7 protein-coding genes, 1 rRNA gene and 1 pseudogene are annotated in these 12,835 nt (G+C 46.2%); all 9 read left to right on the top strand.

Features of this window, described 5'->3' with window-relative positions; all coding sequences use genetic code 11:
* Window positions 1–105 (top strand): 5S ribosomal RNA (rrf, locus tag DXA15_RS22930); the annotation flags it as partial.
* Between the two features lie 335 nt (window positions 106–440).
* A complete protein-coding gene (locus DXA15_RS22935) occupies window positions 441–1,607 on the top strand; it encodes an efflux RND transporter periplasmic adaptor subunit (RefSeq protein WP_046146546.1) in 1,167 nt (388 codons plus the stop codon).
* Window positions 1,604–6,118 carry a multidrug efflux RND transporter permease subunit gene (locus DXA15_RS22940; protein ID WP_128135571.1) on the top strand — a complete coding sequence of 1,505 codons (4,515 nt, stop codon included), beginning with the start codon at window positions 1,604–1,606 and terminating at the stop codon, window positions 6,116–6,118. Before DXA15_RS22935 ends, DXA15_RS22940 begins: the two co-directional genes overlap by 4 nt.
* Before the next feature lie 144 nt (window positions 6,119–6,262).
* Window positions 6,263–7,194 (top strand): annotated as a pseudogene (metA, locus tag DXA15_RS22945) (homoserine O-succinyltransferase).
* A 48-nt stretch (window positions 7,195–7,242) separates the two neighbouring features.
* Entirely contained in the window at window positions 7,243–8,988 is a 1,746-nt protein-coding gene (locus tag DXA15_RS22950) for an ATP-binding protein (RefSeq protein WP_128135572.1), read from the top strand.
* Window positions 8,989–9,021: 33 nt separating this feature from the next.
* The gene (locus tag DXA15_RS22955) at window positions 9,022–10,848 is read left to right on the top strand and encodes a U32 family peptidase (RefSeq protein ID WP_128135573.1); all 1,827 of its coding nucleotides are present in this window, start codon (window positions 9,022–9,024) and stop codon (window positions 10,846–10,848) included.
* Between the two features lie 437 nt (window positions 10,849–11,285).
* Window positions 11,286–12,017, top strand: a complete 732-nt coding sequence (locus DXA15_RS22960) for a peptidylprolyl isomerase (RefSeq protein WP_233567564.1) — start codon at window positions 11,286–11,288, stop codon at window positions 12,015–12,017.
* Between the two features lie 5 nt (window positions 12,018–12,022).
* Window positions 12,023–12,103, top strand: coding sequence for a hypothetical protein (locus DXA15_RS28120; RefSeq protein WP_369683082.1), 81 nt, complete (start codon window positions 12,023–12,025; stop codon window positions 12,101–12,103).
* A 69-nt stretch (window positions 12,104–12,172) separates the two neighbouring features.
* Window positions 12,173–12,748 (top strand): NAD(P)-dependent oxidoreductase, encoded by a 576-nt coding sequence (locus DXA15_RS22965; RefSeq protein WP_233567565.1) that lies wholly within the window; start codon window positions 12,173–12,175, stop codon window positions 12,746–12,748.
* Window positions 12,749–12,835 lie beyond the last annotated feature (87 nt).

Raw genomic sequence — 12,835 nt, forward strand, 5'->3', positions numbered from 1 at the left:
GGTTATAGCGTTGGGGATCCACCTCTTCCCATTCCGAACAGAGAAGTTAAGCCCAACCACGTCGATGGTACTGCGTAAAAGTGGGAGAGTAGATAGCCGCCGTTTTAGAGAGTCACAGACTCCAAACAAATGAAAGGAATCAATCGAAAGGTTGGTTCCTTTTTGTGTTTATAGTTGATGACTCTGACTATCCATAAATACATTATTTGTATTTGGTTTATATTTGTTTTGTGGATTATGTAGCATTTGTCTGTGGAATAATTCTACGAATCCCGTTTTTAATAAAGAAGTTGTTCTATTTGGTTGTTTGTTTATATGGTTAATATTTAGGGGTATAGCGTTTTTTAACAGATTGTATTGAACAATGGTACGATTATTTCATTCTTACAATATAGAGATAGAACAATAGAAAATTTAAATGTCATTTATAGATATTAGTAATGGTAGGAGAAAGATTAGTAAAAGGAGGTATCGTATTAGTCGCCCTTTTAATGTTGGCAACAGGATGTCGAAAAAAAGAAGAGCCGTTGCGTCCCCTTGTCATAGTTGACAAGCCTCAGAAAGAAGATGTGCAAATTTTTGGTGAATATGTAGGCCGTATTCGTGCCGCAAGTTATGTAGAGATACATGCACGCGTAGAAGGTTATCTGGAAAGGATGCTGTTTGTAGAAGGTAAACAGGTGAAACAAAATGAACCTTTGTTTATAATAAATTCAGCACTTTATAAGGCACGCGTAGAGAAAGCGAAAGCACAGTTAAAGAAGAACGAAGCTCAGGCGGCAAAAGCCAAAAGAGATGTAGAGCGTTTACAGCCGTTGTACGAACAGCATGCGGCCAGCCAGTTGGATCTTGATAACGCATTAGCTTCCCTGGATGATTCGGAAGCTAATATCGCAATGAGCAGAGCTGACCTGGACCAGGCACAACTGGAGCTGGGTTATACAACGGTCACTTCACCGATTGCCGGATATATCAGTGAGCGTTTTGTCGATGTCGGCGCCCTGGTTGGTCCCGGTGTTAACTCCAAATTAGCGGCCGTGGTAAAAAGTGACACAGTATTGGTCGATTTCAAAATGACTGCATTGGATTATCTGCGTGCCGAACGCCGTAACATTAAGTTCGGTGAGCAGGATACGACCCGTTCCTGGCAGCCGACTGTAACCGTGACGCTGGCCGATAATTCTGAATATCCGGTCAAAGGCGTAGTCGACTTTGCCGATCCGATTGTAGATCCACAAACAGGAACTTTCGGTGTACGTGCAGAATTGGCTAATCCAAATCAGAAATTACTTCCCGGACAGTTCACCCGCGTGAAACTATTATTAGATGTACGTGAACGGTCAATCGTTGTTCCCCGAAAGGCTATTTCTATAGAACAAGGCGGTGTCTTCATCTATATTATCCGGCGTGATAATGTAGCGGAAAAGCGTTTTGTACAAACAGGACCTGAAATCGGAAATAACATCGTTATTGAACGCGGTCTGGGAGAAAATGAAGCAGTAGTTATCGAAGGCTATCATAAATTAGTTCCTGGTATGCTGGTGCGTCCGGTTCAGGCAGGGGATGACAAAGCCATCGAAGCATATAGAGAGGAGGCAGGAGAATGAAGCCGGGATTCTTTATAGACCGTCCCGTATTCTCGACCGTACTATCTTTATTGATCGTTATTGTCGGGGTTATAGGATTGATGATGTTACCGGTGGACCAGTATCCTCAGATCACGCCTCCGGTTGTGAAGATCAGTGCCTCTTATCCGGGAGCCAGTGCCTTGACGGTGTCGCAGGCTGTTGCAACACCGATCGAACAGGAACTGAATGGTACTCCGGGTATGATCTATATGCAGAGCAGCAGTACGAACTCCGGAGGTTTGACTATAACAGTCACATTCGATGTATCTGCCGATGCTGACCTTGCTGCTGTGGAAATACAGAACCGTGTGAAGTTGGCTGAATCGCGCCTGCCTTCCGATGTTGTTCAGAATGGTATCACCGTGGAAAAACAATCGGCCAGCCAGTTGATGACGTTAAGCCTGAGTTCGGATGACCCACGCTTTGATGAAATCTATCTGAGTAACTTCGCAACGATCAATGTGCTCGACGTACTTCGCCGTATTCCGGGTGTGGGACGTGTGTCCAATATCGGTAGCCGTTACTATGGTATGCAGATATGGGTATATCCGGATCGCCTGGCAAATATGGGACTGACGGTAAAAGATATCCAGGCCGCCCTGAAAGAACAGAACAGTGAATCCGCTGCCGGAGAATTAGGTAAACAGCCGGTTATCGACGTGGATATCACTTTGCCGATCACTGCCCGCGGACGTCTGTCTACGGTAAAAGAATTTGAAGATATCGTTGTCCGTGCCAATCCTGACGGATCGATTGTTCGTTTGCGCGATGTCGCGAGAATATCTTTGGAAGCCTCTTCTTATTCTACGGAAAGTGGAATAAACGGAAAGAATGCGGCTATCCTGGGTATTTATATGCTACCGGGTGCCAATGCTTTGGAAGTGGCAACCAATGTAAAAGAAGCTATGAAAGAGATCAGCCAGAACTTCCCGGAAGGACTGGAATATAAGTTTCCCTTTGATATGACTGAATATATATCACAGTCTATCCACGAAGTTTATAAAACCTTGTTTGAGGCTTTGTTCCTGGTTATACTGGTTGTATTCCTGTCATTACAGAACTGGCGTGCCGCTTTAATCCCGACTATCGCTGTTCCCATATCATTGATCGGAACGTTTGGATTTATGCTCATCATGGGATTCTCCCTGAATATGCTGACCTTGCTCGGACTGATCCTGGCGATCGGCATTGTGGTCGACGATGCGATTGTCGTAGTGGAGAATGTGGAACGTATCATGCATGAAGAACGGCTTACAGCCCGCGAAGCCACCCATAAAGCGATGCGCGAATTATCGGGAGCTTTGATTGCAACATCGATGGTATTGGCAGCCGTATTCGTTCCGGTGAGTTTTCTGAGTGGAATTACCGGAGCATTATACCGTCAGTTCTCTATTACGATAGTGGTTTCCGTATTGTTGTCGACTGTCGTTGCTTTGACATTAAGCCCGGCGATGTGTGCTTTGATATTACGTCCGACTGTCGGAAAGAAAAATTTCGTCTTCCGCAAGATCAATATATGGCTGCATAAAGGAAATAATAAATATATCCATTTGCTGACCCGTGCGATCACTAATCCCAAAAGAATCCTGGCCGGATTCGGTATGGTACTTGTTTTTATCTTTGTACTGAACCGGATTATTCCTACCAGTTTTATCCCGGAAGAAGACCAGGGATTTTTTACGGTGGAATTAGTTATGCCCGAAGGTGCGACATTGGAGCGTACCCGTAAAGTAACCGACAGAGCGATAGAATTTCTGGAAAAACAACCGGCTGTCGCCTACGTCCAGAACGTGACAGGAAGCAGTACCCGTGTGGGAACTTCGCAAAGCCGCTCCACGCTTACCGTTATTCTGAAACCCTGGGAAGAACGTAAATCTTCCGGCATGGGTGTTGAAGATGTGATGGCTGTGGCCCGTAAAGAATTTGAATATTATCCGGAGATACTCGCTTATCTGAATCGTCCGCCGGTAATACCCGGTCTGGGAGAAAGCGGAGGTTTGGAAATGCAGTTGGAAGCCCGCGGTGAAGCCAGTTGGGAAAATCTGGTAAGCGCAACCGATACATTTATGCTATATGCGTCGAAAGCTCCCGAACTGACCGGCGTATCTTCCGCCCTGCAACCGGAGATTCCGCAACTATACTTTGACGTAGACCGTGACCGGGCAAAGTTCCTGGGTATTCCTCTGACGGATATCTTCTCGACGATGAAAGCCTATCTGGGCTCCGTCTACGTGAATGACTTCAATATGTTCAACCGTATATATAAGGTATATATCCAGGCAGAAGCCCCTTATCGCGCCACTCGTGATAATATTGGACTGTTCTTTGTCCGTGCACAAAACGGTTCGATGGTTCCGTTAACCGCTTTGGGTACGACGAGCTATACGACCGGACCGGGTACGATCAAGAAGTTCAATATGTTCTCGACAGCTGCCATCAGTGCAGTGGCTGCCCCCGGCTATAGTTCCGGTGAAGCCATGGCTGCCATGCAACGGATTGCACGCGAACATCTACCCGATAACATAGGTTTGGAATGGAGCGGTCTGTCCTATCAGGAAAAGAAGGCCGGCGGACAGACGGGCATGGTCCTTGCACTCGTATTCCTCTTTGTGTTCCTGTTTCTGGCCGCACAGTATGAAAGTTGGATCGTTCCGATCGCTGTTATCTTATCTTTGCCGGTTGCCGCTTTGGGTGCTTATCTGGGAATTTGGGCTACTGGGTTACATAACGATGTCTATTTCCAGATCGGGCTTGTCACGCTGATCGGATTGGCGGCGAAGAATGCGATCCTGATCGTCGAATTTGCCAAAGTACAGGTCGATACCGGAGTAGACGTTGTTCAGGCTGCTATCCATGCGGCGCGGATGCGTTTCCGTCCGATCCTGATGACCTCTTTGGCATTCGTATTGGGTATGCTTCCGATGGTGTTGGCTAGCGGGCCGGGATCAGCCTCACGCCATAGCATCGGTACAGGTGTGTTCTTTGGTATGTTGGTTGCCATTACGGTAGGTATTGTATTGGTACCGTTCTTCTTTGTTCTGATTTATAAGATTAAACGAACGCTGCGGATGGATCGTGTTGCGCGGATAATACCTAAAAAGAAGGTGTTCTTTTTTATGGTTGCTGCGTCGGCTATTACCTTCTCTTTTTCTTCTTGTAAGCTAGGAGAGAAATATGCCCGTCCGGAGTTGAACCTTCCGGCTGAACTGGAGGCCGGTGCCGACAGTCTTTCCGTGGATAATATTCCCTGGGAAAGCCTGTATGCCGATACCACTTTGCAACGGCTTATTACGACTGCCCTGGAAAATAATAAAGATATGAAGATAGCAGCCGCCAAGATCAAGGAAATGATCGCTGCCAAACGTATCACATTTGCCGACCAGTTTCCGGAAATAGGCGCACGTATTTACAGCCAGAAAGAACGGTTGAATTATGGAGGCGATAATCCTAAACCCGATCCAGAATACGGGGCGAAGCTGACCCTTTCGTGGGAGTTGGATTTGTGGGGTAACCTCCGTTGGGCAAACGAAGCCGGCGTTGCTGCCTACCTGCAATCGGTAGAGGCCCGCCGGGGATTACAGTTGACACTGGTTGCCGAAGTGGCGGCCGCTTATTATCAACTGTGTGCTCTCGACCGTCAGTTGGCTATAGTCCGCCAGACATTGGAAGCCCGTCGTGAAGGGGTTCGCCTGGCTAAACTCCGCTATGATGGTGGTCTGACTTCCGAGACTTCTTATAACCAGGCTTTGGTGGAGCTTGCCCGTACCGAGACGCTTGTCCCTTCCTTGGAGCGCCAGGTAAAGATCAAGGAAAATGACCTGTCCCTGTTGTTAGGCGAATATCCGGGATATATCCCCCGCGGCCTGTCTCTCGACCAGCAACATTTGCCGGATGCTTTGCCGGTAGGATTGCCCTCGGCTCTGTTGGAACGCCGTCCGGATATGCGTCAGGCCGAGTTGAAGTTGCGCGAAGCGAATGCAAAAGTAGGAGTAGCCTATACCGATCTGTTTCCGAAGATCAGCCTGACCGGTAATTTCGGTCTCGAGAGTGAAGAGTTGGGCGACCTGCTGAAAAGTCCGGCATGGTTCCTGGCAGGCGATCTGCTTCAGCCTCTTTTCGCAATGGGGAAGAACAAGGCAAAGCTGAAAGCGTCCAAAGCCCGTTATGAGCAGGAGGTGTACAGTTACCAGAAGAGCGTGATCGGTGCTTTCAAGGAGGTGAACGATGCAATTGTTACGATCCATATGGCGAAAGATATTCGTCGCTCGCAGGAAAAACTGGAAGCAACCTCAAGGAAATATTTAAAGTTGGCAGAATTGCAGTATATCAATGGTGTAACCAATTATATAGATGTATTGGATGCCCAGCGTGGTTATCTGGATGCCCAGATCAGTTTGAATAAGGCGGTACTGGATGAACTGTTGTCGGTGGTTTATCTGTATAAAGCACTGGGGGGCGGATATACATCAGCCTCAGAAGAAATACAGTAGTTAGATAGAAATACTCTGATATATTTGCGTACCTATGGGCTATTTACTAAAGAGCCTATAGGTACTTTTTTCAGTAGGAAAAACGTTAACTGCTAACTTATTTCTATCTTTGTATTCCTAAAAACAATAAAGAGAGGAATTGCCATGCCATTAAATTTACAAAAGAATTTACCCGCTATCGAACTCCTTAAAAAGGAACACATCTTTGTGATGGATTCCTTGCGTGCATCATCCCAGGATATTCGTCCGCTGCGTGTGGTGGTACTGAACCTGATGCCGTTGAAGATCACGACAGAGACAGACCTGATCCGTCTGTTGAGTAATACCCCTTTGCAGGTGGAGCTGGACTTTATGAAGATAAAGGGCCATACCCCAAAGAATACTCCGATCGAACATATGCAGGAGTTTTATAAAGACTTCGACGATATAGAGAAAGATTATTACGACGGAATGATCATTACCGGCGCTCCGGTAGAACAGATGCCTTTTGAAGATGTGAGTTACTGGGAAGAGGTGACGACGATCTTCGACTGGGCGCGTACGCATGTAACCTCTACATTATATATCTGTTGGGCGGCGCAGGCGGGATTGTATCATTTCTATGGTGTGCCTAAATATGATTTGCCGGCAAAGATGTTCGGTGTTTTCCGGCATACGTTGCGTGAGCCTTATCTGCCGATATTCCGCGGGTTCGATGATGAGTTTATGTGCCTCACAGCCGTCATACCGAAATACGCCGTGAAGATATCCGGAAGGTGCCGGAGTTGACGCTTCTTTCGGAGAGCGAGGAGTCGGGCGTTTATATGGCGATGTCGCGCGGCGGACGTGAGTTTTATATTACGGGCCATTCTGAATATTCGCCTTATACGTTGAGCGATGAATATATCCGCGACCTGAATAAAGGCCTTCCCATTTCCGTTCCCCACAACTATTACCGCAACAACGACCCGGCCCAGGGTCCTGTAGTCCGTTGGCGCGGCCATGCGAACCTGTTGTTCACAAACTGGCTGAACTATTACGTTTACCAGGCAACTCCGTTCAATATTGAGGATATAAAGGATTTGGGGAGTTTGTAAATAGCGCTACCGAAAGGAGCTGACGAAACGATTAAATAAAGAGTATATATGGCAAAGAAAATACCTTACGGATTGACGGATTATCTTCGTATTGTTACAGAAGATTATTACTATGTGGATAAGACGGAATATATTGAAGATCTGGAAAAGACAGCAGCTTTCCTGTTTCTGATCCGTCCGCGCCGTTTCGGGAAATCGTTGTTCCTGAATATGCTTAACTGCTATTACGATGTGAAATATGCCGACCGTTTTGAGGAACTGTTCGGTAATCAATACATCGGCAAGCATCCGACTGCTGAACAGGGTAAATACCTGGTTTTGCGTTTTAATTTCAGTATGGTAAGGGCTACGGACGATAAACTGGAAGCTGCCTTCAACCGGCATATCAGTCTGGAAACAGCGTATTTTGCCAGCGTATATGCTTCTTATTTTAAACCTGATTTCCAGGAACAGCTAAAATTGATTCCGGAGGCTGCCGGACGTTTGGAATATATTTGCCTGTGTGCCAAAGAACAAGGGCTGTCTATCTACTTGCTGATCGACGAATACGATAATTTTACCAATACGATATTATCCTCTAAAGGAAATGATGTGTATCATTCTTTGACGCACGATTCAGGTTTCTATCGTTCATTCTTTAATGTGGTAAAAGGTGTTACCACCGGAGCGGAAGCCCCTGTGAAACGAATGTTCATTACCGGTGTGTCGCCTGTTACGCTGGATGACGTGACGAGTGGTTTCAATATCGGGACGAATATAACGACAGATGAACGGTTTAATTCGATGGTCGGTTTCAGCGAATCGGAGCTGCATGAGATGTTATCTTATTACCAATCGGAAGGCATGCTGGCCGATTCTATCGATGATATTGTCCGGATGATGAAACCCTGGTACGATAATTACTGTTTTGCCAAAGAATGTATCGGGCAAACGATGTATAATTCGGATATGGTGCTCTATTTCCTGAATAATTATTTGCAGAAGAAACGTCCGCCTTCCGAAATGGTCGACCGTAATATCCGGACGGATTACAGCAAATTGCGCCACTTTATCCGTATCGACAGGATGCAGGAAGAAGGTTGTTCGGTCATTACAAAGTTGATCGATACCGGCGAAGTGAACGGAAACGTGATAAAAGACAGTTTTCCAGCAGAGAACCTGGCCGATCCGGGTAACTTTACCTCACTGCTATACTATTTCGGTTTGCTGACTTACGACCGGATGGAATATGGCGAAACGATCATGAAAGTACCCAACCTGGCCGTCCGCGAACAGATTTACAGTTATCTGGTGGAAGCGATGAAAGAACGCGAGTCGGTTGTTTTCCCTTTTATGGACTTGTCCGACCGGATGCGTCGTATGGCTTATTTCGGGGAATGGGAAGCTGCTTTGGACTTTTTTGCCCGTCAGGTTGATAAGAAAGCGGTTCTTCGTGATGCGATCTATCAGGAGTCGACTATTAAAACACTGATGATCGCTTATATGGGGTTGACGGATTACTTTATTATCTGGCCTGAGTTTGAAGCGGGCCGTGGTTTTTCCGATCTTTACCTGATGCCCAACCTGGCAAACTATCCGGATATGCAATATTCCTATCTGGTAGAGTTGAAATTCCTGAAACGGGATGATACGACAACCGATGTGGAAGCTTTATTGCAGGAAGCCGAAAAACAATTGTGCCGTTACGCTACTGACGAGAAGATACTCAGTAGCACCGGTAACACCCGCTTACGCCTGCTAGCTGCTGTTTACCGTGGCTGGCAACCGGAGGCAATGCGTGAATTTGTTTTGTGAGTTGTACTTTTTTGATAAATCTGAAATAACAATATGCCAATAAAACCCCGCCGCATAGAATTACTATCGCCGGCTAAAGATCTGAACTGTGGTATTGAAGCCATTAATCATGGGGCTGATGCCGTGTATATCGGTGCACCGAAGTTTGGAGCCCGTGCCGCTGCCGGAAATACGTTGGAGGATATTCGTGTTCTTTGTGAATATGCTCATTTATATAATGCCCGTATCTATGTGGCTTTAAATACCATTCTGCGGGAAGAAGAATTGCCGGAAGCGGAGCAACTGATCTGGCAACTCTATCAGACAGGAGCCGATGCTCTGATCGTACAGGACATGGGGATCACTCGCTTGAATCTGCCGCCTATCCCGCTGCATGCCAGCACACAAACGGATAACCGTACGCCTGAAAAGGTGAAGTTCTTGGAGGCAGCCGGTTTTACACAGGTGGTTCTGGCGCGCGAATTGTCGTTGAATGAGATTCGCTGCATATCGGAACAGGTGTCTGTCCCGTTGGAGGTTTTTGTGCATGGGGCATTATGTGTGAGTTACAGCGGGCAGTGCTATCTGAGCGCAGCTTTGAGCGGGCGGAGTTCAAATCGGGGAGAGTGTGCACAATATTGCCGGTTGCCTTATTCGATGGTGGATGCGAACGGGACGGAGATCGTTCATAACAAACATTTGTTATCACTCAAGGATATGAACCGTTCCGACCAACTGGAAGCCCTGCTGGATGCGGGTGCTTCTTCTTTTAAAATAGAAGGGCGCTTGAAAGATGTCACTTATGTAAAGAATATAACGGCTTATTACCGGAAGAAACTGGATGCTATATTGACGCGCCGACCTGAATATATCCGTGCTTCAGCAGGGAAAAGTACCTATGAGTTTGAGCCGGTAGCCGAGAAAAGTTTCAACCGGGGATTTACTCCTTTCTTCCTGCATGAACGTACAAAAGATATAACAGCTTTCAATACTCCAAAATCGTTAGGTGAATCTGTCGGAACCGTCAAGGAACTGAAAGGCAATTCGTTTACCATCGCCGGAGTAAAACAACTGAATAATGGGGATGGCTTGGTATTCTTCAATAGCCGTGGTGAGTTGGAAGGGTTTCGTGTCAACAGAGTAGAGGCGAACCGTGTCTTTCCGTTGGATATGCCGGATATAAAGCCCAAGACACCTTTGTATCGTAATTTTGACCAGGTTTTTGAAAAGCAGTTGGCGAAACCTTCTGCCGAACGTAAGCTGGCTGTAAAGATCGAATTCCTGGACAATCCTTTCGGTTTTACGTTGGTGATGGAAGATGAAACGGGAGCACGTGTGATGCTGACCGAGCCGTTCAATAAGGAACTGGCACGTCGTGACCAGGCCGACAATATCCGGACGCAACTTGCCAAGTTGGGGAACACGCCGTTTGAAGCATCGGAAGTACATATAGGAATGGGGGAAAACTGGTTCGTTCCGTCGTCTCTTCTGGCGGATATGCGTCGCAAGGCCGTAGAGAAGTTGCAGTCAGACCGTATGATCCGTTATCAGCGTGAACTCTCGCGTAAGGTTGAACCTGCGAAAGAGGTTCCTTTTCCGGAACGCCAGTTGACTTATCTGGGGAATGTATCAAATAGCTGGGCGGAAGCTTTTTATAAGGCGCATGGAGTAGAGACAGTTGCTGAAGCCTTTGAGTTGAAGCCGGAAAAAGACGTTCCGTTGATGTTTACGAAGCATTGCCTGCGGTATAGCATGGGCTGGTGCCCGACGTATCAGAAGGAGAAGTCACCTTATAAGGAACCTTATTATCTTTTATATAAGGATACCCGGCTAAGATTGCAGTTCGATTGTAAGCGGTGTCAGATGCTGGTGTATAAATGATTTTTTGAAATTAACTATCATACTATCACTTTCTGATATAAGATGTTGTAACTATGATTGTTATATTGTGATAGTAGGGGTTTTCAACTATCACTTATCTATCATTCATCTATCATACCCTGCTTAAAAAGTAGTATAGACAGTATGCTGTTTTTAGTGACTATATAGCTAAAGTTCAGCAAGATAATAATAAGAGTTGCTCTACACCCGGGTCTCTACCCCCTCTACACCCGGATGTAGGCATCGTTAAGATGGGGGTGTAAAACAGGATGAGATGGCATCCCGGCAACAAAAAGTCTGTATTCGGGTGAAATGAAGTAATAGATTTGGGATAAAAAGGTAGTAAGGAAACGAATTATAAGAGACCGTATACAGCAGGGCGGAAAGGATACTTGCATATCTGTCAATAATGAACAAATAAATAAAAACAAGGTGTTATGAAACAACGACTATTTACTCTTTTGCTTCTTCTTTTTACTTTGGTCTCTTGTGGCGATAAACCGCTGGACCCTTCGAAACCCGTTTATGTGACAGTGAAAACGACTATGGGAGATGTTACTGTCCTGTTGTATGATGACACTCCCTTGCATCGTGATAACTTCATCCGGTTGTGCCGGTCGGGTGAATATGAGGGGATGCTATTTCACCGTATCATTAAAGATTTTGTAGTGCAAGGTGGTGATCCGACCAGCAAAGCTCATGAACCGGGTGTTTTGTATGGAGACGGTGATGGTGGTTATACCGTTCCGGCCGAGATACTTCCCAACCATTTCAATAAACGAGGTGCTCTGATCGATGCCAAGGAAAGTGATGATGTAAATCCCGAACGTGCATCGGCCGGAACCCAGTTTTGTTTCGTGCAGGGAAAGAAACATACTGATGCTGAACTGGATGAGAAAGAGGTACGGATCAACCAGATTCGCCGTAACTGGTTATATTATAAATTCCTGGATCAGTTGAAGAAAGAAGATCCGGCACTGGCTGCCGACTCTTTGGAAACGGAACTGACAAACCGTGCTTTGGTTATGGTGGAGGATACATTGGCCGACCTGGGCCCGTATGTTATTCCCGCCGAACACCGCGAAGTATATAAGACGGTTGGCGGAGTGCCCCACCTGGATAGTTCCGTGACGATCTTCGGAGAGTGGTGGACGGTTTCGATATCGTAGAGAAAATGTCGCTGGTGAAAACAGATAAGAATGACCGGCCTATCCGGGATGTTATGATCAAATCGACGAAAGTATTTCAAAAGTAAATTCGCTTTTCCAAAACAAGATGGCTACCTGATGTTGTTCTATAGAAAGTAATCAAACAACATACAGTCATGAAGAAAATAGTTATCATAGGCGCGACCGGCTATGTCGGGTCCGCTATTCTGAAAGAAGCATTAGGCAGGGGGCATCAGGTAAAAGCCATCGTCAGAGATCCGTCGAAACTGACTTTAATCCATCCGCATCTGAAAGTAGTGGGAGGGAATGTGACCGATACGGACTTTTTATCCCGCGAACTGGCTAAGTCGGATGCGGTGATCAGTGCTTTCAATCCGGGCTGGTCGAATCCCAATATTTATGAAGAGACACTGGAAGGCTATGGCTCTATCCTTTGTGCCGTTCGCAACTCCGGTGTGCATCGTTTCCTGATGGTTGGCGGAGCAGGCAGTTTGTTGGTGGCTCCCGGTCGTCAGCTGATGGATGAACCGGACGTTCCCAAGAAACTTTTACCGGGAATACGGGGGATGGCAAAGGTTTATACCGATTTGTTGTTGCCGGAAAAGTCGGTGGATTGGGTTTTCCTGAGTCCTGCGGCTAATATGGCACCGGGAGAGCGTACCGGAAAGTTCCGTCTGGGAAAAGATGAACTGATTGTCGATGAAAGTGGCAGGGCAGACGCATTAAAATAAATATCTAATTTACAGTAAAAAAACTATTACTTAATCGATTTAGATTGTTGATTAATAATCTATTATAGTATATTGTTTTAAGAATAA

The sequence above is a fragment of the Parabacteroides sp. AM58-2XD genome (genome assembly GCF_003463685.1).
In the GTDB taxonomy this organism is placed as follows: domain Bacteria; phylum Bacteroidota; class Bacteroidia; order Bacteroidales; family Tannerellaceae; genus Parabacteroides; species Parabacteroides segnis.

Coding starts and splice junctions, on each gene's coding strand:
- DXA15_RS22960 (WP_233567564.1), top strand. CDS start 11,286: ATGAAACAACGACTATTTACTCTTTTGCTTCTTCTTTTTACTTTGGTC.
- DXA15_RS22940 (WP_128135571.1), top strand. CDS start 1,604: ATGAAGCCGGGATTCTTTATAGACCGTCCCGTATTCTCGACCGTACTA.
- DXA15_RS22935 (WP_046146546.1), top strand. CDS start 441: ATGGTAGGAGAAAGATTAGTAAAAGGAGGTATCGTATTAGTCGCCCTT.
- DXA15_RS28120 (WP_369683082.1), top strand. CDS start 12,023: ATGTCGCTGGTGAAAACAGATAAGAATGACCGGCCTATCCGGGATGTT.
- DXA15_RS22965 (WP_233567565.1), top strand. CDS start 12,173: ATGAAGAAAATAGTTATCATAGGCGCGACCGGCTATGTCGGGTCCGCT.
- DXA15_RS22955 (WP_128135573.1), top strand. CDS start 9,022: ATGCCAATAAAACCCCGCCGCATAGAATTACTATCGCCGGCTAAAGAT.
- DXA15_RS22950 (WP_128135572.1), top strand. CDS start 7,243: ATGGCAAAGAAAATACCTTACGGATTGACGGATTATCTTCGTATTGTT.